This is a genomic window from Streptomyces lasiicapitis (assembly GCF_014646335.1).
Classification (GTDB): domain Bacteria; phylum Actinomycetota; class Actinomycetes; order Streptomycetales; family Streptomycetaceae; genus Streptomyces; species Streptomyces lasiicapitis.
In genome coordinates this window covers 144624-167935 of record NZ_BMNG01000005.1, presented here as the reverse complement: position 1 = coordinate 167935, position 23312 = coordinate 144624, and the positions used below count along the sequence as shown (strand labels likewise).

The 23312-nt window shown below is 71.1% G+C and carries 19 protein-coding genes and 1 tRNA gene; 10 read left to right on the top strand and 10 right to left on the bottom strand.

Translation table 11 applies throughout. The features are described from left to right. The first annotated feature begins 416 nt into the window (after positions 1-416). Positions 417-926, top strand: coding sequence for a HEAT repeat domain-containing protein (locus IEY91_RS12335; protein ID WP_189173986.1), 510 nt, complete (start codon positions 417-419; stop codon positions 924-926). Positions 927-1030: 104 nt separating this feature from the next. On the opposite strand, the gene IEY91_RS12330 is transcribed toward IEY91_RS12335, so the two are convergent. After that, a tRNA-Gly gene (locus tag IEY91_RS12330) sits at positions 1031-1104 on the bottom strand. Positions 1105-1465: 361 nt separating this feature from the next. Here IEY91_RS12330 and IEY91_RS42340 point away from each other — a divergent pair. From IEY91_RS42340 to IEY91_RS12320, 3 genes are all read left to right on the top strand, one after another. Continuing rightward, positions 1466-1588 (top strand): hypothetical protein, encoded by a 123-nt coding sequence (locus tag IEY91_RS42340; protein WP_268240871.1) that lies wholly within the window; start codon positions 1466-1468, stop codon positions 1586-1588. 101 nt (positions 1589-1689) lie between these two features. Next, positions 1690-2265, top strand: coding sequence for a dCTP deaminase (gene dcd / locus IEY91_RS12325; protein ID WP_164322621.1), 576 nt, complete (start codon positions 1690-1692; stop codon positions 2263-2265). Positions 2266-2273: 8 nt separating this feature from the next. Continuing rightward, positions 2274-2771: a phosphoribosyltransferase gene (locus IEY91_RS12320; RefSeq protein ID WP_164322619.1), complete on the top strand. Its 498-nt coding sequence runs from the start codon at positions 2274-2276 to the stop codon at positions 2769-2771. A 94-nt stretch (positions 2772-2865) separates the two neighbouring features. Here the strand turns inward: IEY91_RS12320 and IEY91_RS12315 are convergent, their stop codons facing one another. The 4 genes from IEY91_RS12315 to IEY91_RS12300 form a co-directional block, all read right to left on the bottom strand. Then, positions 2866-3942: a Yip1 family protein gene (locus tag IEY91_RS12315; RefSeq protein WP_189173985.1), complete on the bottom strand. Its 1077-nt coding sequence runs from the start codon at positions 3940-3942 to the stop codon at positions 2866-2868. A gap of 126 nt (positions 3943-4068) precedes the next feature. Further along, a complete protein-coding gene (locus tag IEY91_RS12310) occupies positions 4069-5556 on the bottom strand; it encodes an FG-GAP-like repeat-containing protein (protein ID WP_189173984.1) in 1488 nt (495 codons plus the stop codon). A 104-nt stretch (positions 5557-5660) separates the two neighbouring features. Further along, a complete protein-coding gene (locus IEY91_RS12305; RefSeq protein ID WP_189173983.1) occupies positions 5661-7016 on the bottom strand; it encodes an FG-GAP repeat protein in 1356 nt (451 codons plus the stop codon). Between the two features lie 58 nt (positions 7017-7074). Beyond that, complete coding sequence (locus IEY91_RS12300) at positions 7075-8589, bottom strand: FG-GAP repeat protein (RefSeq protein ID WP_189173982.1); 1515 nt, start codon at positions 8587-8589, stop codon at positions 7075-7077. Between the two features lie 303 nt (positions 8590-8892). Here IEY91_RS12300 and IEY91_RS12295 point away from each other — a divergent pair, with 303 nt between their 5' ends. Next, the gene (locus IEY91_RS12295) at positions 8893-9648 is read left to right on the top strand and encodes a DUF8692 domain-containing protein (protein WP_189173981.1); all 756 of its coding nucleotides are present in this window, start codon (positions 8893-8895) and stop codon (positions 9646-9648) included. A gap of 64 nt (positions 9649-9712) precedes the next feature. Here IEY91_RS12295 and IEY91_RS12290 read toward each other — a convergent pair whose 3' ends face one another. From IEY91_RS12290 to IEY91_RS12280, 3 genes are all read right to left on the bottom strand, one after another. After that, positions 9713-11182 carry an FG-GAP and VCBS repeat-containing protein gene (locus IEY91_RS12290; RefSeq protein WP_189173980.1) on the bottom strand — a complete coding sequence of 490 codons (1470 nt, stop codon included), beginning with the start codon at positions 11180-11182 and terminating at the stop codon, positions 9713-9715. A gap of 138 nt (positions 11183-11320) precedes the next feature. Beyond that, positions 11321-12757: an FG-GAP-like repeat-containing protein gene (locus tag IEY91_RS12285; RefSeq protein WP_189173979.1), complete on the bottom strand. Its 1437-nt coding sequence runs from the start codon at positions 12755-12757 to the stop codon at positions 11321-11323. 67 nt (positions 12758-12824) lie between these two features. Next, complete coding sequence (locus IEY91_RS12280) at positions 12825-14219, bottom strand: FG-GAP-like repeat-containing protein (protein ID WP_189173978.1); 1395 nt, start codon at positions 14217-14219, stop codon at positions 12825-12827. Between the two features lie 236 nt (positions 14220-14455). Between IEY91_RS12280 and IEY91_RS12275 the strand changes: the two genes are divergently transcribed. From IEY91_RS12275 to IEY91_RS12265, 3 genes are all read left to right on the top strand, one after another. Next, entirely contained in the window at positions 14456-15718 is a 1263-nt protein-coding gene (locus IEY91_RS12275; RefSeq protein WP_189173977.1) for a helix-turn-helix domain-containing protein, read from the top strand. Positions 15719-15805: 87 nt separating this feature from the next. Continuing rightward, entirely contained in the window at positions 15806-16303 is a 498-nt protein-coding gene (locus IEY91_RS12270; RefSeq protein WP_229696900.1) for a hypothetical protein, read from the top strand. Continuing rightward, positions 16300-16521, top strand: a complete 222-nt coding sequence (locus IEY91_RS12265; protein ID WP_189173976.1) for a hypothetical protein — start codon at positions 16300-16302, stop codon at positions 16519-16521. The genes IEY91_RS12270 and IEY91_RS12265 overlap by 4 nt, the downstream gene beginning before the upstream one ends. Here IEY91_RS12265 and IEY91_RS12260 read toward each other — a convergent pair. Continuing rightward, complete coding sequence (locus IEY91_RS12260) at positions 16514-17848, bottom strand: FG-GAP repeat domain-containing protein (protein WP_189173975.1); 1335 nt, start codon at positions 17846-17848, stop codon at positions 16514-16516. The two genes, IEY91_RS12265 and IEY91_RS12260, sit on opposite strands and share 8 nt — an antisense overlap. Positions 17849-18024: 176 nt before the next feature. After that, on the bottom strand, positions 18025-20292 hold the full coding sequence (locus tag IEY91_RS12255) for a (Fe-S)-binding protein (RefSeq protein WP_189173974.1): 2268 nt from the start codon (positions 20290-20292) through the stop codon (positions 18025-18027). 345 nt (positions 20293-20637) lie between these two features. Here IEY91_RS12255 and dnaK point away from each other — a divergent pair, with 345 nt between their 5' ends. Together dnaK and grpE are read left to right on the top strand one after the other, a co-directional pair. Further along, a complete protein-coding gene (gene dnaK / locus IEY91_RS12250; protein ID WP_164322598.1) occupies positions 20638-22509 on the top strand; it encodes a molecular chaperone DnaK in 1872 nt (623 codons plus the stop codon). Further along, complete coding sequence (gene grpE, locus IEY91_RS12245) at positions 22509-23237, top strand: nucleotide exchange factor GrpE (protein WP_164322595.1); 729 nt, start codon at positions 22509-22511, stop codon at positions 23235-23237. Before dnaK ends, grpE begins: the two co-directional genes overlap by 1 nt. Positions 23238-23312: the final 75 nt, after the last annotated feature.

Sequence of the window (23312 nt, the reverse complement as noted above, 5' to 3'; positions counted from 1 at the left end):
CGAAACCATGCGGGTTGGCCCGAACTCGCCCCTCCGCGGGGCGCGCACGAACACGAGAAGGACAGGCAGGCAGGCCGACATGACAAGCACCCCCGAAGAGGCTGATGCCGATGCCGTCCTGAGCCCTGAAGAGGCCGAAACCACCCTGCTCAGCGACCGTGACCGTGACCGGAAGAAAGACTTCCGCAGAGCTCTGCTGGCCCTCCACACGCTCGGCGGCCCCCGAGCCGACGCCGCCGTCATGTGCTTCGTCACGCGCCTGTCCGCACTGGACCATCTCGACGACCTCTACGAACCCGACCTCCACGGACTGGCGATCCGAGTCGCGGCAGAGCTGAACCCGGACCGGGACGTGGCCCCCTTCCGCGACCTCCTGGACCTCCGCCCCCCCGAAGAACCGCCTGCTCCGCAAGCTCATGAGCCGGGGCGCCCTGGCGTACCCCGACACCTTCCCGAGGTCGGCGTGGGGCTACACCCGCCTCAAGCGCCTCAGCCCACCGCCCGTAGAGCGGTACACCCTGCGCCTACGGGCGGACAACACCACGGTCCGAGTCTCCGCGGCGATGGCCCTGGGCGACACTGCCGATCCGGCCGCCCTCGATCCGTTGTCCGAGGTCCTGAATGATCCGTCAACTGATGTCCGGCTGAACGCGATCCAGTCCGTACGAAGGCTGCACCACGCCGGAGCGGCTTCAGTGCTCGACAGCCACCCGGCCGAGGCCGGGCTGGTCGGCGCCATCGGTGACCGGCGCCCTCAGATTCGGGACGCGGCGGCGCAGGCGCTGATGCTGTGGGAGCGCTCAGAGCTGGTACGCCAGGTGGCTGCCACCGTCGACACGGCGCTCGCCGAAGCCCTTCGGTACACGCTGACCAGGGCGGTCGATCCGCTGCCGCAGACGTGGCCGGGGGACGGTACGACCCGCTGAGGGGGGAGAGTCGGCACGCAACGTGGGGCGCCTCGTGGGCTACGGGGCGCCCCACTGGTCCGTACAACAAACCAGCCCCAGGTCGGTGACCTGGGGCTGCATCCTGGAGCGGGTGACGAGAATCGAACTCGCACTCTCAGCTTGGGAAGCTGATGTTCTACCACTAAACTACACCCGCGCGATACACCGGTTGAACCGGTTTCGTACCGTCGCACACTCTACCCCATCCCAGCTCCAGAGCGCCGCCGCGCCCAGGCCCCGCTGCGCTGCGTGCGGTCTGCGTGACTGCGGGCGAAGGGAGTTGGGGCGTACGGTGGGGCCCTTCGGGAGGGATGGTCGGGGCCCTCGGGTGGGACCTGGACGTGCGGAGTGCCGCCTGGAGTGGCGTCCCTTTGATCCCGTAATGTGGCTTTCGCCGTGAGTCGTCCGGCGGTGCCGGACACGGCTCCCGTACGGCTCGTGGCTCTCGCGAAACGGCTCTGGGGAAGGGACCCGAGGACTTGATGGAGCGCACCGTCGTCCGTTGTGCCGAAGGGCACGTGTTCAGCACCACTTCGTTCCCGATGCAGCAGGCCGACCGGCTCGGTCCCGGCCGGCTCATCCGGTGTCCCCGCTGCGCGCGGCTGCGGCACGCCGTGCCGGTGGAGTTGCAGAAGCGGTAGCCGCACCAGCGAGGCTGAACCGGCCGCGAACGCCGCGGTCACCGAGGCGCGCGGGGCTGTCCGATTGGGGCGGTCCCGCGCGCTCTGCGTATCCTCGGTGCGTGCTTCTCTCAGACAAGGACATCCGGGCCGAGATCGACGCCGGGCGGGTCCGGATCGATCCTTACGACGAATCCATGGTGCAGCCGTCGAGCATCGACGTGCGGCTCGACCGCTACTTCCGGGTGTTCGAGAATCACCGCTACCCGCACATCGACCCGTCCGTCGAGCAGGCGGATCTGACCCGGCTCGTCGAGCCGGAGGGGGACGAGCCGTTCATCCTCCACCCCGGTGAGTTCGTCCTCGCCTCGACGTACGAGGTCATCACCCTGCCCGACGACCTCGCGTCGCGCCTCGAGGGCAAGTCCAGCCTCGGCCGGCTCGGCCTCGTCACCCACTCCACCGCCGGGTTCATCGACCCCGGCTTCAGCGGTCACGTGACCCTTGAGCTGTCCAACCTCGCCACGCTGCCCATCAAGCTGTGGCCGGGCATGAAGATCGGGCAGCTCTGCATGTTCCGGCTGAGCTCGCCCGCCGAGTCGCCGTACGGGTCCGAGCGGTACGGGTCGCGCTACCAGAACCAGCGCGGGCCCACCGCCTCCCGTTCCTTCCTCAATTTCCATCGGACCCAGGTGTGAGCCCTTCCATGAGTGACGTTCGCGAGAACCTTTCGTACGAGAAGTTCGGCGGCGCGGTGCGCGAGCTCGCGCAGACCATCGCCGACGACGGGTACGAGCCCGACATCGTGCTGAGCATCGCGCGCGGCGGCGTCTTCGTCGCGGGCGGCCTCGCGTACGCCCTCGACTGCAAGAACATCCACCTGGTGAATGTGGAGTTCTACACGGGGGTGGGGACCACGCTGGACATGCCGGTCATGCTGGCTCCCGTCCCCAACGCCATCGACTTCTCCGACAAGAAGGTGCTGATCACCGACGACGTCGCCGACACCGGCAAGACGCTGAAGCTCGTCCACGACTTCTGCCTCGACGCCGTCGCCGAGGTCCGGTCCGCGGTCATCTATGAGAAGTCCCACTCGCTCGTGAAGTGCGAGTACGTGTGGAAGCGCACGGATGAGTGGATCAACTTTCCGTGGAGTGTCGAGCCGCCCGTCGTGAAGCGGCAGGGGCAGGTTCTCGACGCCTAGCGGTCAGTTCTCATACACACGCGAAGGGCCCCGGCGAGCACTGGCTCGCCGGGGCCCTTCGCGTGTGTACGGGACGTACGGACGTACGCAAGCGTCAGAACGTACCCAGTTTGATGATCGACAGGATCGCAAGGAGCTGGATCGCCGACGCGCCGAGCGCCCGTGGCCACGGCAGGTCGTGCGACTTGCTCACCATGATCGTGAGCAGCGCGCCCGCGGCGAGCCAGGTGGCCCAGCCCAGCATCTGTACGAAGGTGGCGCCGCCGCCGAGGAACAGGGCGACGACCACGCGCGGGGCGTCCGTGATGGACATGATCAGCATGGAGAGGCCGACCGTCGGCTGCCACGCGCCGTCGCCGCCGAACTGGCGGGCGAGGGAGTGCGTGACGATGCCGAGGATGAACGCGCTGATGGTGATGGCGACGCCGGTCGTGAGGACGTAGGGGATCGCCGTGGACAGCGTGGCGTTGAGTACGTCCTCGCGGGCCTCGTCGAAGCCGAAGACGGCGAGCAGGCCGTAGAGGAACGTGACGATGACGGCCGGGGCCCACATCGCGTAGTCCCGCATCTGGAGGAAGGTCGGGCCGGGGCGGAAGACGATGCCGCGGAGCAGGTCCTTCCAGTGGAGCTTCGGGCCGATGGGGCCCGCGGGGGCCTGGCCCGCGCGGTAGGTGTCGCCGCTGTTGTACGGGTCCTCACCCAGGGAGAAGGCCTGGGTGTTGCCGGGGTTGTTGGCGGCGTACGGGTCGTGGCCCGCGGGTCCGCCGTGCCCGCCCTGGCCGCCGTGTCCGCCGCCGAAGTACTCGGGTTCGCCCTGGCCGCCCGGCGGCTGCGGCCACTGCTGGGCGCCGCCGTGGTGCTGGCCGCCGCCGCCCTGGCCGCCGTAGGGCGGTTGTCCGCCGTACGGGGGCTGCGGGGCCGGGCGGCCGCCGCCGGGCGCGGGCGGGTAGCCGTACGCCGGGCCGCCGCCCTGGGGGGCCTGCCCGTACGGGTCCTGCCGGGGTCCGGGGTGTGCGCCCTGATGACCGCCCTGACCGCCGTGCCCGCCGGGCGCGGCGTATCCGCCTTGCCCGCCGGGACCGCCCTGGCCCTGGCCCGGGTGCCCGCCCTGTCGGGGTCCTTGCTGTGCGCGGTTGTCCCGGCCGCCGCGTCCGATCCTGAATCCAGCCACGGAATCGAACGTACCTGGTCTGGCGGGGTGCGGTCGTCCGTCCTGTGGAGGAGAGCGGGTTTGCGGCTGACCTGTGACAACCCCTAGGGGGACCCTGACGGGGTTGCCCCAGGTCAGCGGTGGTGGCTAGCGCCCGAGTACGGCTCCGTACGTCAACGGGGCCGAAGGGGCGGGAAGGGAAAGGGAGTTGGGGGTGAGGGCGGTGGTGCCGGGCGGCACGGCGCCGGGGGCGGCCCAGACGCCGCCGGACGAGGCGTTCTCACCGGGGGCGGCGACGGCGAGGTCGGGCGTGCCGTCCTTGTCGTAGTCGCCCGTGTCGAGCGCCGCGCCGAAGCGGTCGCCGGCCTCGGCGGTGCCGGGGATCTGGTACGTGTCCTGGTGGAACGAGTAGCCGTTGGCGATGCCGTCGCCGAGCTCGTCGTCCGCGCTGAGGATGCCCTTGTCGTCGCCGAACAGGACGGTGGCGGTGCCCGCCGCCTTCTTGCCGGTGCCGCTGCCGATGGTCTCGCCGGGCGCTCCCACGATCAGGTCGTCGCGGCCGTCGCCGTTGACGTCCGCTGCGGCGACTGTCTCGCCGAAGCCGTCGCCGGTCTCGGCGGTGCCGGGGACGCCCGGGGTGTCCTGGTTGAAGGTCTGCTTGCGGGAGCCGAAGGAGCCGTTGGGGTTGCCGTAGCGGATGTGGACGCCGCCGCCCTTGGTGAGCTCCTCGGGGCCGCACGGGTCGTCGATGTTCTCGTCGGCTATCTCGCGGCAGTTGCCGAGTGCGAGGTCGTCGAGGCCGTCGCCGTTGAAGTCGCCGGTGGCGTACGCGGAGGTGGCGCCGTTGCTGTTGGACCAGTCGAGCAGGAGGCGGCCCTCCTGCTTGTCGTAGCGGTAGAGCATGACGTGGGACTGGGTGTACGGCTGCTGCTTCGTGTAGTACGCGACGGCGAGGTCGGTGAGCCCGTCGGCGTTGTAGTCCCCGGTGGACAGGACGGGGGCGCGGCCGCCCATGCGGTCGGCCATGCCGGGCCGGGTGCGGTCGGTGAGCGGGTTGTAGTTGACGACGACCTTGTCGGTGCCGCCGATCGCGAGGTCCGCGTCCGTGTCGCCGGTGAAGTCCCCGGCGACGAGGGCGTTGCCGTACCGGTCGTTGGCCTTCTCGCCGCGCGCGGCGGTGTTGGCCTCGCCGAAGCCGCCCAGCTTGCCGTACACGACGGTGACGCTGCCGGTGTCGGTGCGCCCGTCGATGTCCTCGCCGGGCGCGCCGATCGCCAGGTCCGCGTGCCCGTTGCCGTCCACATCGGTCACGGCGACGGCCGCGCCGAACCGGTCCCCGGTCTCCGGGGTGCCCGGGACGTTCGCCGTGGACTGCGTGATGCGTACGTTGCCACTGGCGTGCAGGCCGCGCGGGCCGCCCCAGACCACGTTCACGTACCCGGCCTTGGCCTTGCCGCCGACGGTCGCCGCGGGGACGCCGACGGCGAGGTCCTCGTAGCCGTCGCCGTTGAAGTCCGCCTTCGCGGGCTTCGTGGCCTCGGCGGGGGCCGCGCCCGCAGAGGCGGCCACCGGCAGGGTGAGGCCGGTCGCGGCGAGGGCCGTGGCGGCGGCCAGGGCGAGGGTTCTTGCGCGCACAGGTGCTCCAAGTCTTTGGATGACGCGGGGGTTTCACCTGTGGGACATGCGGGGTTGGGGAAAGGTTGTGGGGTGGGCGGCTTGCTACGTGGGTTGGGTGGGGGTTACTGGAGGATGCCGCCGACGATCCCGTAGTCCACCCAGGACGCTCCCCGGCCCTTGATCCCGGACGCGGAGCCGGGCAGGCGGACCGGGTCGGACGAGGCGTCCACGTACAGGTCCGCGTAGCCGTCCCGGTCGGAGTCCCGCAGGCGGACCGTGCTGCCGAAGCGGCCCGACTCGCTGAGGGCGCCCGGTACGCCCGCGCTGTCGCGGGCGAACCACTTGGAGCCCGTGCCCTTCAGGCCGCCCGCGCCGCCGCGCAGGACGTGGACGCCGCCGGCGTTCGACTTGCGGTCGATGTCCTCGTCGCCCACGCCGATCGCCAGGTCCTGGTAGCCGTCACGGTTGGTGTCGCCGGCGGAGACGGAGCCTCCGAACCGGTCGCCCTTCTCCGGGGCGCCCGCGACACCGGAGGTGCCCTGGGTGATGCGGGTCGCGGCGCCGGGGCCGTTCCTGCCGCCGCGCCACACCGTCACGGCGCCCTTGTGCTTGGAGTCGGAGTAGTTGCCGATGGCGATGTCGCCGTACCCGTTCTTGTCGAAGTCGGCGATCACTCCGTCCGCGCTGTCCGCGTACGGGCCGAGGTGCCGTGTGGCGCCGGGCTTCAGGGTCCGGCCGCCCTTGACGAACCAGGCGTCGCCGACCTCCTTCCAGTCCTGGATCACCTGGCCGACGACGACCAGGTCGGTCGCGGAGTCCTTGGTGACCTTGCCCGCGATCAGGTCGTCGGGGGTGAGGCCGCGCTTGGCGAGGCGCTGTACGGAACTACCCACTCCGGTACGGGAGATGCCCCCCTTGTACACGTGGACGGCGCCGCCGTTGGTCGCGGCGATGTCCGGCCTGCCGTCGCCGGTGAAGTCGCCGGTCGCGAGGCTGCCGCCGAAGGACTTCTGGGCGCCGGGGGCCTTGTTGGGGACCGTCGTGCCGCCGGACAGACCGGTGGGCGAGCCCCACAGCACGGTCACCGCGCCCTGGCCGCGGTTGCGGCCGACCTTCTCGCCGACGGCCGAGACGGCGAGGTCGCCGTATCCGTCGCGGTCGAAGTCCGCGGCGACGCGGGGCCCCTCCGCCCAGGAGTCGCCCCGCTCGTCGGCGCCGGGGACACCGGGGCTGTCCTGGTCGACGACCTGGGACCGGGTGCCGGGTCCGGTGGCCGTGCCGAAGGTGACGCGGACGGATCCGCCCTTGTTGCCGTCGCTGGACTCGTCCGACGCGTAGTCGCGGTAGCCGTCACCGTCGAAGTCGTCGGCGTACTTGGAGGGCGCGGACGGGGCGGCCGTCGCTGCCGTCGTCACGAGGGGGACGAGTGCGACGGCCGTCAGGGTGGTGGTCAGCAAGGCGGTGGTACGCAGGCGCACGTGGGCTCCTTGGGGTGGGGCCGGGCCCGGGGTGGGCCCGGCCTGGGGGGGGGTGGGGTCAGTCGGCGAAGTTGGCGCCGAGGCGCGGGGTTCCCGTGCCGGAGATGCCGGCCGTGCCGGGGTAGATGCCTGCGGTGCCCTTGAGGCTGCCGTCCTCCTGGGAGAGCAGCGGGTACACGGCGCCGTTGCGGGAGTTCTCGCCGTAGGCGCCGATGACGACATCCGCCCGGCGGTCGCCGTTCAGGTCGTCGGCGTGGACGTCCGTGCCGAGGAAGTCGTGCTTCTCGTTGTCGTTGGGGACGCCGGGCGTGTTCTGGGTGAGGAGCTTCGCGCCGCGGCCGGTGATGCCGGAGCCGTTGGCGGCGCCGTAGAGAATCGTCACCGCGCCGGAGTTGGAGACGCCGTCGACGGTCTCGCCGGGGGCGCCGACGATCAGGTCGAGGTTGCCGTCGCCGTTGATGTCGCCGAGGTCCAGCTCGTTGCCGAAGGAGTCGCCCTTCTCGCCGCTGCCGGGGACGCCGGAAGTGTTCTGGGTGAACTTCTCGCGGTCGCCGGCGGACGGGCCGCCGCGGGAGCCGTGGACGACGTGAACGGCGCCGCCGCGGGCCGAGCCCGCGATGCCGCTGTCCCAGTAGTTGCCGATGACGACGTCGTCGTAGCCGTCCTTATCGGTGTCGCCCAGGTCCGTGATGACGCCGGGCATCAGCTTCTTGGCGGCGGACACCTTGAGGCCCGAACGGGAGCCGGGGACCCAGAAGTTGGCGTTGCTGCCGCGCTGGGTGTCGTTCTCGTAGCCGTTGACGATCAGGTCCTCGACGCCGTCGCCGTTGGCGTCGCCGGAGTGCAGGTTCTGTACGCCGACCTCTCCGTTGCCATGGATGCGCGGCGTGACCGTGTAGCGGCCGTCCGTCGCGCCGTTGCGCTTGAACCCGCCGCGCAGGATGTCGACGGTAGCGGTGGTGCCGGTGCCGATGGCCAGGTCGGTCTTCCGGTCGCCGTTGAAGTCGGCCGCCTCCAGGTACCCGCCGAACCAGTCGTGCTTCGACGGCCGCGGGTCCTTCACCGTGCTGCCGCCCTTCAGGCCGCTCGCCGAGCCCCACAGGATCTGGACCGAACCGCCGTCCTTGTCACGGCCGACGTCCTCACCGGCCACACCGACCGCGAGGTCGTCGTAGCCGTCCCGGTCGAAGTCCCCGTACGCCATGTCGGTGCCGAAGTGGTCGCCCTTCTCGGCGGATCCGTCCACCCCGGGACTGTTCTGCGTGTACGAGACGCTGCGGCCGACACCGCCTGCCTTCCCGTATGTGACGGCGACGGCGCCCGCCTGCGCCTTGCCGTTCACGTACGCGAGCGAGGCCGCCGTCGCGACGTCGGCGTACCCGTCGGCGTCGAAGTCGGCGTCCGTGGCGGGGAGTTCGGCGCGGGGCGCCGCCGTCGCCGTCGGTACGGCGGTCGTGAGCAGCCCGCCCGTGAGCGCCAGGGCGGCCGCGGTGGCGGCGGTGAGGCGCAGTCGGTGGCCCGGTCTGTGGGGCAGTTCGGTGTCGCGGGAGGTGGTGCGCTCGCGCTGTGCCATGCGGTGGTCTCTCCTGTGGTGTCGTCGCGGATGCGGTGGGAACGCGGTGGCGTTTGCCAGGGGTTGTCCGGGCGTTTGCGTGTGCGTTGGCCTGGACCTTGGCCTAGGAGAGACCGCCGGTGAGGTGTGGGGGTTGTGTGGGGGCGGCGTGAAGTTACGTTGTCGTTATGGGGAGTTGGGGCCGGGCGCGTGCGGTGTGCTCGGCGGTGTGCCTGAGGGGGCGTCAAGGAGGCGACAAGAGGAGCAACATCCGGGGCGCCCCGGTCACTTGGCCCCCTGATCAAGCGGCTAGCCTCCGTACGCATGACCGATTCGCAAACTCATGACCAACTCGGGGGTGACGTCGCGAGACCGCCGGCCCGCCGCGTCTTACGGTTCGCCGCAGCCGCCACCGCGGCCCTGCTCGTCGCCGACCTCGCCACCCGCGCGTACAACAGCTACGACCGCATACCGGGCATCCGCCGGTTCGTGAACGTCGACCTCGAAGCCAATCTGGCCACCTGGTGGAACAGCACGCTGCTCCTTGCCGTGGCGGGCGTGGCGCTGACCGCCGCGCTGCTCAGCGGGCCCGACGCGCGGCCCGGGCGGCTGTCCTGGCTCGGCCTCGCCGCCGCGACCGCGCTGCTCAGCATCGACGAGACGGCGTCGCTGCACGAGCGCCTCGGCGAGGTCGGCAAGTCGTGGAAGGAGTGGGCCGGGGGATCGCTGCCCACCCACGCGTGGGTGCTGCCCGGTGCGCTCCTCGCGGTGGCGGGCACCGTGTGTGCCGTGCTGTGGGCGCGGAAGCTTCCGCGCGATCTGCGGAACGGGATTCTTGCTGCGCTGGGGGTGTATCTGGGGGGCGCGCTCGTGACCGAGGCGTTCAATGGCTGGGCCCTTGAGCACGGTCACCGCACGGTGCTGATGCTGGGGACGCTGGTGGAGGAGGGGTTGGAGATGAGCGGCTGCCTGGTCGCTCTCGCGGCTCTCGGCCGGTATGTGGTGTTGGAGAGGGATCCGGGGTCGGGGAGGGCTGCGATTCGGCTGCGGGACGGCCGGGGCGCTGCTGACGGCTCCTGAACCCGTTTCTCGACCGTCGCTGGGCGCGACGGCCGTCCACGGCTAGGAGCCGTCAGTGATCTGCCTAGCCCGCGAGCGTCGCGCCGAACTCCGAGTACTTCCTGGGCAGGCCGAGCTGTCCCGGTCCGAAGCCCGTGGAGTCCGTCGTGGAGTACGGGACGGAGCCCCGCGCGCCCGGCAGGTGCCAGATCGCGCCGGCGTCGTCGTCAGCCGTGGAGGAGGCGGCCGTGAGGTCCGCGCGGCCGTCTCCGTTCACGTCGGAGGCGAGCAGCGCGGCGCCGAAGGTGTTGGCGTCCTTCCGCTCGCCGGGTACGCCCGCGCTGTCCTGGTGGACCGCCCGCGCGCCCGCCGTCGTGAGGCCGGCCGCCGAACCCCGCAGATAGACCACGGCGCCCGCGCCGTGGATGTAGGGGTCCTGGCCGTACGCTTCGCCGGGTACGCCCACCGCCAGGTCCGCGCGGCGGTCGCCGTCGAAGTCGCTGACCGCGACTGCCGAGCCGAAATGGTCTCCGGTCTCGGACGCGCCGGGCACCCCCGCGCTGGACTGCGTGAGCGTCTTGCGGCGGGTCTTGCTCGGCCCCGACTTCGTACCGTAAATGACGCTGATCTCCCCGCCCTTGGAGCCGGACGGCTCGATGTCCGGGTCGTCGGGGTTGCCGAGGACGATGTCTCCGTAGCCGTCGCCGTTCAGGTCGCCGACGGCGGCTGTCGTGCCCGCGCGCAGCTTGGCGCCCTTGCCCAGGCCGGACGACGTGCCCTTGTAGAAGACGGCGGCGCCCAGCACGTCCTTGTTCGTCTGGAGGCCGGTGATGACCAGGTCGGCCTTCTTGTCGCCGTTGATGTGGCCCGCGGTGAGGCCGGGGCGCTCCAGCGGGGCCGCGTACGAGGTGACTGCGCCGGTCCTGCCCTGCTTCGTGAACGGGCCGCGGATCAGGCGGATCCTGTACGCGTTGGGGCCCCTGTCGCCCTGGGCGGCCACGGCCAGGTCCGGCTTGCCGTCGCCGGTGAAGTCGGCTGCTGCCAGGCCGATGCCGAAGTAACTCCCGTACAGGGACTGCGGGTTCTTCACCGTCGTCGCGCCGGACAGGCCGGTTCGGGAGCCCCACGCGACGATCAGCGTGCCGGAGTCCTCTTTCCTGCCCACCTTCTCCTTGGGGGCGGCGACGGCGAGGTCGCTGTAGCCGTCGCCGTTGAGGTCCGCGACGGCCGTCTGGCGGCCGAATTCATCGTCCTTCTCTGCCGCGCCCGGGACCCCGGGGGAGTTCTGGCTGATGACGGTCCGCCGTGCCGGGGCGAGACCGTGCGCCGTGCCGTACGTGATCACGACCTGGCCCGCCCACTTCTTGCCGCCGACAGGGGCCGCGGGGGCGGCGATGGCGACATCCCGGTGGCCGTCGCCATCGAAGTCGCCGGTCAGGCGGGAGGGAGAGGGGGAGGGGGCGGCGTGGGCGGGTGCGGTGAGGGCCAGGGGAGTGAGGGCGGCTGTGGCCAGGGTGGTGGTGAGGAGGGTGGTGATGGTGGTGCGGGTGTTCATGGATCTTTCTCGGTGGTGGGGATGGCTGGGGGGGATGAGCCTGCCCGGCGTTTGAGGGCGAGGCGCGGAGCGCCGATGAGGCAGGGGGAGAGGGGGCGCAGCCCCCATGGGTGGCGGGGGCTGCGCCGTGGGAGGGGGTCAGTGGGCCAGGACGGCTCCGTACAGAGTTGCGGTCGGCAGGTTCAGCGTCCTCGGGGTCACCGACACCTGGGGGGACGGGCGGTCCTTCGGGGTGCCGTACCAGACCCCGCCGGTCGAGGCGTTCTCGCCGGGGGCCGCGACGGCCGAGTCGGGGTAGGTGTCGCCGTTGTAGTCGTCGACGGCGATCGCCGCGCCGAAGCGGTCGCCCGCCTCGGCCGCGCCGGGGACGCCCGGGGAGGTCTGGTTGACGCCGCTGCCGTAGAGCTCCTTGCCGGTGCCGGTGGACTCCAGGATCCAGTACGCGCCGGCGGCCTTGTCGCTGCCGACCGCCTCGGCACTCGCGCCCGCGATCAGCTCGTCGCCGTCCTCCCGGTCCAGGTCGCCCACGGCGAGCGCCGCGCCGAAGTTGTCCTCGGCCTCGGCGTTGCCGTCGACCCGGGGTGTGTCCTGGTTCGTGCAGGACACGGCGCCGCCGAGCGTCGTGCCTGACTTGCCGTAGACGGTGGCGATGGCGCCGCCCACGCGCTCCGCGCAGAAGCCCTCGTCGCCCTCCTCGGCCTCGGGGTTGGGCCGGACCTCGCCGAGGGCGAGGTCGGCGGTGCCGTCGCCGTCGAAGTCGCCGGTGGCGAGGGACGTCGCCGTGTCGCCCGCGCGCCACGTCTGCTTCCACGCCCCGGCGGACCCCGTTGCGTACACCGCCGTGCCCGCGATCTCCATGCCCCCGTACGTCACCGCGAGGTCGTCGCGGCCGTCCGCGTCGAAGTCCCCGGACGTCACCGCGCGCGGACCGCTGAAGTGCCAGCTGTCGACGCGCTGCAGGGTCGCGGGGGACCCGGCAGTGAACGGGCCGGGGCGCGTCTCCATCGCGGCGCTCTCGTCGTTCCTCGTGCTCAGCGCGATGTCCCGGTCGCCGTCGCCGTCGTAGTCGCCGGTGGTGACGAGGCCGCCGATCTGGTTGCCCGCGTACCTGCCGTTGGCGGCCGTGAAGCCGCCCTTGATACCGGACTTCGCGCCCCAGAGGACGGTGAGGGTGCCCGCGGAGGCCCCCGCGGTGTTGTCCTCGCCGGGGGTGCCCACGACGATGTCCGTGAAGCCGTCGCCGTTCATGTCGCCGGACGACACCGCGTACCCGAAGCCGTCGTCCTTCTCCACGGTGCCGGGCACCCCGGCGGTGCCCTGGCTGACGGTCGTCGAACCGTGGCCGCCCAGGCCCTTCTTGCCGCCCCAGACCACGTTCACGTAGCCCGCCTTGGCCTTGCCACCGACCGCCGCGCCGGGCACGCCGACCGCGAGGTCCGCGTAACCGTCGCCGTTGAAGTCCGACTTCGGCTTCGGGGCGGGTTCCGCCGCGACGGCGGGCGTCGCGGACAGGCCCGCTACGCCCAGTACGGTCGCCGCGCACAGTGCGGCGGCGGAGAGAGTCTTCTTACGCAAGGTGTCTCCAAGTAGCCGAAAGAGTCCGTGAGTTGGGGCGGAGCCCGGCGAGGGTGCCCTCGGGCCGTCAGCGCAGCGTCTCGCCGAAGCCGCGCCCCGCGCCGCCCGCGCCGAAGTCCGAGCCGTTGAAGGAGGTCGCGTACGACGAGGTGAGACCCGTCGTCGTACCGCGAAGCACCCACACCGCGCCCGCGTCCGCCGCGCCGGCGATGTCCTCGCCGCGCGCGCCGATCGACAGGTCCGCCCTGCCGTTCTTGTTGATGTCCTTCAGGCGTACGGTCGACCCGAAGTAGTCGTTCTTCTCGGCGACTCCGGGGACGCCTGCCGTCTCCTGGTGCCAGGTCTTCCCGCCGGTCAGGCCGCCGTTCGCCGCGCCCTTGAACAGGGTCACGCTTCCCGTGTCGGGTACGGTTCCGACCTGCTCGCCGGGCGCGCCCACCGCGACGTCCGCGCGGCCGTCGCCGGTCACGTCGCCCGCGGCCACCGCCGAGCCGAAGCCGTCGCCCGTCTCGTCCGTGCCGGGCACGCCCGTGCTGTCCTGCGTGTACGTCACGGGGGCGCCCATCTTGGAGTCGGCGCCGAGGCGGACGCTGACCGAACCGCCCTTGCCCGCGCGCGGGTTGCCGGTGATCAGGTCGTCGTAGCCGTCGCCGTTGACGTCGGCCCCGGCGAGCGGGCCGCGCGTCGCCGTCGGGTCGTCGCCCTCGGCCAGGACGCCGGACCAGTAGCCGAGGTCACCGGCGCCGCCCTTCATGTACGCGGTGTAGGCGCCGCCGTCCTCGCGCTCGCCCGCGAGGATGTAGGTGTAGCCGTCCTTGTTCGTGAAGTGGCCCGCGGTCATGTCGTCCAGGCGGACGTTCTTGGGCAGGAAGTCGGTTTCGAGGGGGATCGCGCGGCCGTCCTGCGGGGTGCCGTCGGCGTAGTACCACCAGTGGTTGCCGCTGATCACCGCGAGGTTGGCCACCTCGTCGCCGTCGATGTCCACGAAGCTCGCGGCTTCGCCGAAGCGGTGGTCGTCCGCGCTGGGTGCGGTGAGGGTCTTGCCGCCCGTCTTGAAGCCGTTCTTGCCGCCCCAGACGATGGTGACCGTGCCGTCGGGCTTGCCGGGGGTCTTTTCGCCGGGGGCGCCGACGATCAGGTCGGCGTAGCCGTCGCTGTTCACGTCGCCGCTGGTGACGTTCTCGCCGAACTCGTCGCCGGTCTCGGTTGTTCCGGGTACCCCGGCGGTGTTCTGCGTGACGGTCGTGCCGCGGCCCGGCTTCACGCCGCTCGCCGAACCGTACGTCACCGTCACCGAGTTGCCCTTGGGCGCGCCCACCGCGAGGTCGCGGTAGCCGTCGCCGTTGAAGTCGTCCTTCAGGGCGGCGGGGGCCGCGGTGGCCGTCCCGGCCAGGGGCAGGGTCAGTCCTCCGGCAGCGAGGGCTGCGGTGGTGACCGCGACGGCCAGGCTTCTTACGCGCACGTGGGGCTCCCGGGCTTGTGGGTTCACGGGGGGTCACCAGGGGGTGGACCTTGGGTGAACGGTGGTGTGGGGTTCCGGGGGTGTGACTGGCGGAGTGGGGGAAAGGTTGTGCGAGCCGGGGGCTTCTGGGCCCGGGTGGTCGCTGCCTCGTGCGAGGGCGGTGGCTGTTGTTCCGCCCTACGGGACGGCTTCCAGGGGTACGTTCGGAGAGTCGAGCTCTGAACGGAGGCGTCGGTATGCCCGAGACCCCCGACACCGGTGAGGTACCTCAGCTCACCTTCGGCCAGCGTGTGCAGCGCGCGCGGACCCGTACGGGCAGGACGCGTGCGTACGTCGCGGACGTGATGGGGCACTCCGAGGAGTGGGTGAAGGCCGTCGAGCGGGGCACCATCGCGATGCCCCGGCTGCCCAAGCTGCTGCGGCTCGCGCAGGTCCTCGGGGTCGAGGACATCGCGGAGCTCACCGGGGACGAACGCATCGCCGCCGCCAGTTTCACCAAGGCCGAGCACCGGCAACTGCCCGTCGTCAAACAGGCCTTGAACAAGCCCCAGTTGGCCACCGCCGCCCGACCGGCCGAGCCGGTCGACGTGCTCGCCGCCAGACTGCGGCAGGCGTGGAAGCTGTGGCACGCGACTGAACAGCCCGCAGCCCGGCGCGACTTCGGCGAGGGCAACCGCACCCGCATCGGCCGGCTCCTGCCCGCACTGCTCGCCGACACCCGGCACGCCGCCCGGACCCTCGAAGGCGCGGACCGCCGCAAGGCGCTGATGGCGCAGGCCGAGGCCTACCACCTGGCGCAGTTGTTCCTGTCCTTCCAGCCCGCCCCGGACCTGATCATGCTCACCGGCGACCGGGCGATGACGGCGGCGCAGGACGCCGACAGCCCTCGTGCCATCGCCGCCGCGGCCTGGTACGTCAACCACGTCCACCGCGACGCGGGCGAAGCGGCCGAGGCGCGGGTCGAACTCGCCGAGCAGGCCGTCGCCCTGCTGCCGGACACGGACGATCCGGAGTGCATCGCCCGCCGTGGACTGCTGTACCTGGCCGTTGCTCTGTCCTACGCCAAGACCGGGCAGGCGGGGGACGCGTGGCGGTACTGGGACAAGGCCGACGCGGCCGCGCGCAGGCTCGGCGACGACTACGCCCACCCGTGGCTGATCTTCGGGCGGGGCATCGTCGGCGGATACGCCATCACCATGCACAACGACCTGGTGCAGCCGGGCAAGGCGTTGGAGGTCGCGGACGCCCTGAACCTGCGCGAGATCCCCTCGGCCACCCGCCGCTCGTACCACCTCATCGAGACGGCGCGGGCGCACGGCCTGCTCAACGAGGGCGCCGCCGTCGTGTCGTACCTGCAACGCGCCCACCGGGAGTCCCCGGAGACCATCCAGTTCAACCTCTACACGCGGTCGGCGCTGCCGGGCCTCGTGACGTCGGGGCCGCGGATGGTGCGCGAGGACGCGGAGGACCTGGCGCGGGAACTCGGCGTGCCCGTCTGATCACGTAAGGGGTAGGAAACCTACCCCTTGGCGAGGGGGTAAGAGCCCTGCCCCTGGTGGGGCCCGGCCGCGCCTACGGTCGATTGCGTGACCCGAATCCCCCCGCCCTCGGGGCCCCCGACCACCGTCCCCCAACGCGACAAACACCAGATCAGCGCCTGGCTCGCAGGCGCCGACCCCCACCCGCGCACCGTCCACGCCGCCTGGGCGGACCGCGGCATCGCCCTCCTCCCCCTCGGCCACCGCTTCGACGCCGTCCGCGTACCCGCCGCCCGCGTCCACGCCGCCGTCCACAGCGACGATCCCCGTACCGTGGCCGCGTTCCTGCGCGACTGGCTCGCGGGTCCCGTCATCCGCGACACCCGCGGCCCGTACTACGTCCTCATCGCCCCCGACTCCCCCTGGAACGGCAGGGAAGAACGCCTGACCACCGGCACCTTCCTCGGCGTCCCGCGCCTCGGCCACCCCGTCTCGACCCTCACGCGCTGGGTCGTCCCGCCCACCGCCCCCGGCGACCTGTGCGACCCCGCGCACCTGGGCGCGCTGCTCCTGACCGCCGAGACCTTGGAAGTGGTCGAGCCGTGAGCGCCGCCGAGCTCGACGCGCGGGCGATGGACGCCTACGCCGCCTACATGGGCCACCTGTACGGCTGCCACCCGTGCCAGGACGGGAACGACCGCGACGGGGACGACCGCGACAGCGACGACTGCGTCACGGGTGCCCGCCTGCGCGCGGCCTGGAAGACGGCCAGGAACGCCTCCCTGCGGGCCCGCCGGGCAGCGGCGCACCCGGCGACTACCTGAACCCCTCCGTGGAAAACGTGACCCCCGCCTTCCGCGCCACCGGCCCCTCCGCCCCCGCCCTGCCGGGATACACCTCCACCCGGTCCCGACCCTGCCCCCAGGCAGTCCGCACGACCACGTCGGCCCGCCGGTCCCCGTCGAAGTCGGCCACCTTCAGGACCTGGACGGTGCCCTCGTCGGACCCGGACCCGGACCTGGACCCGGACCGTGCGGGCACGACGGTCGCGGTGGCGTTGGCCGCGAGGCCCGTCGCGCGGCCGCGGTACACCCACACCTCGCCCGGCCCGCCTCCGCCCACCACCAGCTCGCTGCGTCCGTCGCCGTCGAGGTCACCCGCGTACACGCGCGCGTTCCGTACGTCGATCTTCGCGCGGGCGGTGCCCGGCACGTCGTACCGAAGGGCGATCCCGCCAGGGGCAGCCAGCGCCGCGTCCATGGCCTTGGCGCGGCCGAAGGTGCCGAACGCCACGTCGGTCGAGGTGGGGAAGAGGACGCCGGTGCGGTTGGGGCCCTTGGGGCTACCGAGGACCAGGCTGCCCTTCGAGGCGCGTGCCTCCTCGCGGACGACCAGGTCGTCGTACCCGTCGCCGTTCACATCGACCGCGGGCGCGCCGGAGGCCAGGTCGTTGCCGGGGGCGGCGATCGGCCTGCCCGCCGCGCGCGGGGCGCCCTTGCGCGTGAACGGGCCGCGCAGGTACGTGAGATGGGCGTTGCTCGCGTGCAGTACGAGGTCGTGCGCGCCGTCGCCGTCGAAGTCGCCGCACACCGGCTGGTCGGCCCAGTCGTTGCCGAGCCTGGCCCGCGCGGGCACCTGGAGCTTGACGGCCTTGCCGGTCAGGCCGGCGGGGGAGCCGAAGAGGAGTTGGAGGGGGACGGGGGGCTGGCCCTGGCCGTCGTAGGGCGGGTCGGTGGAGACGAGGAGGTCCGTGAAGCCGTCCTCGTTCAGGTCGCAGGACGCCTCCGACTCGAACGCCGCGGGCAACTGCCCCTTCGTACGGGCACCCTGGGCGTGCGCGGTCAGCAACTGGCGTGCGCCGGGGGCGAGCCCGCCCCGGCGCCCGTACACGATGCCGATGCCGGGGTCGTCGCCCTGCCCGCGGTGCGCGAGCGCGTCGAGTACGAGGTCCCGCGCGCCGTCCCCGTTGAAGTCGTCGGAGACCTTGCTGCCCTTGCCGCGCGGGATCGGCTGGTGGGGCGCGCTCTTGTTCGCGAGGTCGGCGGACGCGGGCCGGGACGGGGACTTGTCGCCGCCACCGCCACCGCACCCCGCGAGGACCAGGGCGCCGCCCACGACCGCGGCCAGCAGCCGTATCCCGGATCTCCTCATGCCCCACCCACCCCTACGTCATCCATGTCATCCACGGCATCGCATGACTTCATGCTCACGACAGAATCGACAGCACCACAGGTTTACACGAACGACGAAGGGCCGGTCCCGCCCCCAGGCGAAACCGGCCCTCGCGATCACGCGGCCAGCAGTGCCGCGTACCTACTTGCTACTTGCTACTTGACCGGCTCGGGCTCCGGCTCGCTCTCCGCCTCGGCCGTGCCCGCCGGGTCCACCGGCGTCTTCACCGAGTCGAGGAGCAACTGCGCCACGTCCACGACCTGGAGCGCCTCCTTGGCCGCGCCATCGTTCTTCTTGCCGTTCACGGAGTCCGTGAGCATCACAAGGCAGAACGGGCAGGCCGTCGACACGATGTCGGGGTTGAGGGACAGCGCCTCGTCCACGCGCTCCGTGTTGATGCGCTTGCCGATCCGCTCCTCCATCCACATCCGCGCGCCACCCGCACCGCAGCAGAAGCCGCGCTCCTTGTGGCGGTGCATCTCCTGCTGGCGCAGGCCGGGGACGGCGGACATGATCTCGCGCGGCGGCGTGTAGATCTTGTTGTGGCGGCCCAGGTAGCACGGGTCGTGGTACGTGATGAGGCCCTCGACCGGCGTGACCGGGATCAGCTTGCCCTCGTCGATGAGGTGCTGGAGCAACTGCGTGTGGTGGATGACCTCGTAGTCGCCGCCGAGCTGCGGGTACTCGTTGCCGAGGGTGTTGAGGCAGTGCGGGCAGGTCGCGACGATCTTCTTGGCCGACTTGGGCTTCTTCGTCGCCTCGTCTTCGTCGTCTTCCCCGAACGCCATGTTCAGGGACGCGACATTCTCGGCGCCCAACTGCTGGAACAGCGGCTCGTTGCCGAGGCGGCGGGCCGAGTCGCCGGTGCACTTCTCGTCGCCGCCCATGATCGCGAACTTGACGCCCGCCATGTGCAGGAGCTCCGCGAAGGCCTTGGTGGTCTTCTTGGCGCGGTCCTCCAGGGCGCCCGCGCAGCCGACCCAGTAGAGGTACTCGACCTCGGTGAGGTCCTCGATGTCCTTGCCGACGACCGGCACCTCGAAGTCGACTTCCTTCGTCCACTCCAGGCGCTGCTTCTTGGCCAGACCCCAGGGGTTGCCCTTCTTCTCCAGGTTCTTGAGCATCGTGCCCGCCTCGGACGGGAACGCGGACTCGATCATCACCTGGTAGCGACGCATGTCGACGATGTGGTCGATGTGCTCGATGTCGACGGGGCACTGCTCGACGCAGGCGCCGCAGGTGGTGCAGGACCAGAGGACGTCGGGGTCGATGACGCCGTTCTCTTCGAAGGTGCCGATCAGGGGGCGCTCGGCCTCGGCGAGGGCGGCCGCGGGAACGTCCGCGAGGGCCTCGGCGGACGCCTTCTCCTCGCCCTCCATCGTCTTGCCGCCGCCCGCGAGCAGGTACGGCGCCTTGGCGTGCGCGTTGTCGCGCAGCGACATGATGAGGAGCTTGGGGGAGAGGGGCTTGCCGGTGTTCCAGGCGGGGCACTGCGACTGGCAGCGGCCGCACTCCGTACACGTGGAGAAGTCGAGCAGGCCCTTCCAGGAGAACTGCTCGACCTGGGAGACGCCGAAGACGGTGTCCTCGTCCGGGTCCTCCCAGTCGATCTCCTTGCCGCCGGAGGTCATGGGCAGCAGCGCGCCGAGCGCGGTGCCGCCGTCGGCCTTCCGCTTGAACCAGATGTTGGGGAACGCCAGGAAGCGGTGCCAGGCGACGCCCATGTCGGTCTTCAGGGCGACCGTGATCATCCAGATGAAGGAGGTCGCGATCTTCAGGCCCGCGAAGAAGTACGTGAGGTTCTGGAGCGTCGAGACGTCCATGCCCCCGAACCACGAGACGAACGGGTACGAGATGAAGAACGAGGCCTCGTAGCCGTCGACGTGGTGCTGGGCGCCCTCCAGGGCGTGCAGCGTGAAGATGCAGACGCCGACGATGAGGATGACGCTCTCGACGAAGTACGCCTGGCCCGTGTTGGAGCCCGCGAAGCGGGACTTGCGGCCGGGACGGTCGGGCCTGCTCAGCTGTCGTACGACGATCAGGGTCACGATGCCGAGGACCGTCATGGTGCCGAGGAACTCGACGAACATGTTGTACGGCGCCCAGTCACCGATGATCGGCAGCATCCAGTCGGCCTTGAAGAGCTGGCCGATGGCGTTGACGATCGTCAGGAGCAGCGAGAAGAAGCCCACCGCGACGAACCAGTGCGCCACGCCGACGATGCCCCACCGGTTCATCCGGGTGTGGCCCAGGAACTCCTTGGCCACGGTGAGGGTGCGCTCGGCCGGCGCGTCGGTTCGGGTGCCGGCGGGCACGGACTGACCGAGCCGCATGAACTGGTAGATCTGCACGATGGCACGGCCGAACAGCGCGACGCCGACCGCGATTAGGACCAGCGACACGATGATCGCGGCGAGTTGCATGGGGGCTCCCCGGGCCTGCGAGGCGAACTATTACTAAGCGGTAACTTATGCAGTCCGTCTGAGACTACCCACTTACTTCGCCGCACTGTAGCCAGGGAAGCGGTGATCTGCGTCGCTCAGGCTGCCCTTCCCGTGCGGCTTGCTGTGCCGCCCTTCGCGCGCCCCTTTCCACGGCGCCGCGCAACCATGCCCCCCGGGCGCGGCGTCTCCTCGCACAGCACCCTCGGGTTGCGCGTAAGGAACGGATAAGAGTTGAGTCGAGGTGACTCAGCTCTGTTGACGCAAGGCAACGCCTGGGGCATCCTTGAGTCAGTTCCACTCAAGAAGTTATCTGGAGGCATTGAAATGGCACGTGCGGTCGGCATCGACCTGGGCACGACTAACTCCGTCGTCAGCGTTCTGGAGGGCGGCGAGCCCACCGTCATCACCAACGCCGAGGGTGCCAGGACCACGCCGTCCGTCGTCGCCTTCGCGAAGAACGGTGAAGTGCTGGTCGGCGAGGTTGCGAAGCGCCAGGCGGTCACCAACGTCGACAGGACCATCCGCTCCGTCAAGCGCCACATGGGCACTGACTGGAAGGTGGACATCGACGAGAAGAGCTTCAACCCGCAGCAGATCAGCGCCTTCATCCTGCAGAAGCTGAAGCGCGACGCCGAGTCGTACCTGGGCGAGAAGGTCGCGGACGCGGTCATCACCGTCCCGGCGTACTTCAACGACTCCGAGCGCCAGGCCACCAAGGAGGCCGGCGAGATCGCGGGCCTGAACGTCCTGCGCATCGTCAACGAGCCCACCGCGGCCGCCCTGGCCTACGGCCTGGACAAGGACGACCAGACGATCCTCGTCTTCGACCTCGGTGGCGGCACGTTCGACGTGTCCCTCCTGGAGATCGGCGACGGCGTCGTCGAGGTGAAGGCCACGAACGGCGACAACCACCTCGGTGGCGACGACTGGGACCAGCGCGTCGTCGACTACCTGGTCAAGCAGTTCAACAACGGCCACGGCGTGGACCTCTCCAAGGACAAGATGGCGCTCCAGCGCCTGCGCGAGGCCGCCGAGAAGGCGAAGATCGAGCTGTCCTCCTCCACGGAGACCACGATCAACCTGCCGTACATCACGGCGTCCGCCGAGGGCCCCCTGCACCTGGACGAGAAGCTCACGCGCGCCCAGTTCCAGCAGCTCACGTCCGACCTCCTGGAGCGCTGCAAGACGCCGTTCCACAACGTCATCAAGGACGCGGGCATCGCCCTCTCCGAGATCGACCACGTGGTCCTCGTCGGCGGCTCCACCCGCATGCCCGCCGTCGCCGAGCTCGTCAAGGAGCTGACCGGCGGCAACGAGGCCAACAAGGGCGTGAACCCGGACGAGGTCGTCGCCATCGGCGCCGCCCTGCAGGCCGGTGTCCTCAAGGGCGAGGTCAAGGACGTCCTGCTCCTCGACGTCACCCCGCTGTCGCTTGGCATTGAGACCAAGGGCGGCATCATGACCAAGCTCATCGAGCGGAACACGACGATCCCGACCAAGCGGTCCGAGATCTTCACCACCGCCGAGGACAACCAGCCCTCCGTGCAGATCCAGGTCTACCAGGGCGAGCGCGAGATCGCGGCGTACAACAAGAAGCTCGGGATGTTCGAGCTCACCGGTCTGCCCCCGGCGCCCCGCGGCGTCCCGCAGATCGAGGTCTCCTTCGACATCGACGCCAACGGCATCATGCACGTGACCGCGAAGGACCTCGGCACGGGCAAGGAGCAGAAGATGACCGTCACCGGTGGCTCCTCGCTGCCGAAGGACGAGGTCAACCGGATGCGCGAAGAGGCCGAGAAGTACGCGGACGAGGACCACGCCCGCCGCGAGGCCGCCGAGTCCCGCAACCAGGGCGAGCAGCTCGTCTACCAGACCGAGAAGTTCCTCAAGGACAACGAGGACAAGGTCCCGGGCGACGTCAAGACCGAGGTCGAGACCGCCGTCGGCGAGCTGAAGGAGAAGCTCAAGGGCGAGGACACGGCCGAGATCCGCACCGCCACGGAGAAGGTCGCGGCCGTCTCCCAGAAGCTGGGCCAGGCGATGTACGCCGACGCCCAGGCGGCGCAGGGCGCGGCCGGCGCCGAGGGTGCCGCTCCGGGCGCCGAGGCTCCGAACATGTCCAAGGAAGACGACGTCGTGGACGCCGAGATCGTCGACGACGAGAAGCCCGGTGACGCGAAGGGCGGCGCTGCCTGATGACGGAGGAGACCCCGGGTTTCGGCGAGAACGCCGAGCAGCCCGACGTCCCCTCCGGCGGCGCCACTCCTGACGACAAGGCGCCGCAGGCCGAAGGGCCCTCCACCGAGGAGGGCCCGGCGGCCCCGGCCGGGGACGCGAACCAGGTCGCGGGCCTGACCGCCCAGCTGGACCAGGTCCGTACGGCGCTCAACGAGCGCACCGCGGACCTCCAGCGGCTGCAGGCCGAGTATCAGAACTACCGCCGCCGCGTGGAGCGGGACAAGGTGACGGTCAAGGAGATCGCCGCGGCGAACCTCCTGACCGAGCTCCTGCCGACGCTCGACGACGTGGGCCGCGCGAGGGAACACGGCGAACTGCTCGGCGGCTTCAAGTCCGTCGCCGAGGCGCTGGAGACCGTCGTCGCCAAGATGGGTCTGCAGCAGTTCGGCAAGGAGGGCGAGCCCTTCGACCCGACGATCCACGAAGCCCTGATGCACAGCTACGCACCGGACGTCACCGAGACGACGTGCGTCGCGATTCTCCAGCCGGGGTATCGCATCGGCGAGCGGGTCGTGCGCCCCGCGCGCGTGGCCGTCGCCGAGCCGCAGCCCGGCGCGCAGACGGTCAAGGCGGAGGGGTCCGAGGGCTCCGAGGGCAATGAGCCCGCACCCGCGAAGGCGGACGGCAAGGCCGAAGGCGCCGACGGCGCCCAGGACAAGGAGAGCGGTGGCCCGGACGAGGGCTGACGCCGAAACGGACGGCGGCTTCGGCGCCGAGGGTGACCTCGGCGCCGGCGCCCGCCGGATGACAGGGAAGGAGGG

Bases quoted from the DNA above. Each gene is read 5' to 3' on its own strand.
- IEY91_RS12295 (WP_189173981.1), top strand. From the start codon at position 8,893: ATGACCGATTCGCAAACTCATGACCAACTCGGGGGTGACGTCGCGAGA.
- IEY91_RS12300 (WP_189173982.1), bottom strand. From the start codon at position 8,589: ATGGCACAGCGCGAGCGCACCACCTCCCGCGACACCGAACTGCCCCAC.
- IEY91_RS12275 (WP_189173977.1), top strand. From the start codon at position 14,456: ATGCCCGAGACCCCCGACACCGGTGAGGTACCTCAGCTCACCTTCGGC.
- dnaK (WP_164322598.1), top strand. From the start codon at position 20,638: ATGGCACGTGCGGTCGGCATCGACCTGGGCACGACTAACTCCGTCGTC.
- IEY91_RS12335 (WP_189173986.1), top strand. From the start codon at position 417: ATGAGCCGGGGCGCCCTGGCGTACCCCGACACCTTCCCGAGGTCGGCG.
- grpE (WP_164322595.1), top strand. From the start codon at position 22,509: ATGACGGAGGAGACCCCGGGTTTCGGCGAGAACGCCGAGCAGCCCGAC.
- IEY91_RS12320 (WP_164322619.1), top strand. From the start codon at position 2,274: ATGAGTGACGTTCGCGAGAACCTTTCGTACGAGAAGTTCGGCGGCGCG.
- IEY91_RS12290 (WP_189173980.1), bottom strand. From the start codon at position 11,182: ATGAACACCCGCACCACCATCACCACCCTCCTCACCACCACCCTGGCC.
- IEY91_RS12260 (WP_189173975.1), bottom strand. From the start codon at position 17,848: ATGAGGAGATCCGGGATACGGCTGCTGGCCGCGGTCGTGGGCGGCGCC.
- IEY91_RS12255 (WP_189173974.1), bottom strand. From the start codon at position 20,292: ATGCAACTCGCCGCGATCATCGTGTCGCTGGTCCTAATCGCGGTCGGC.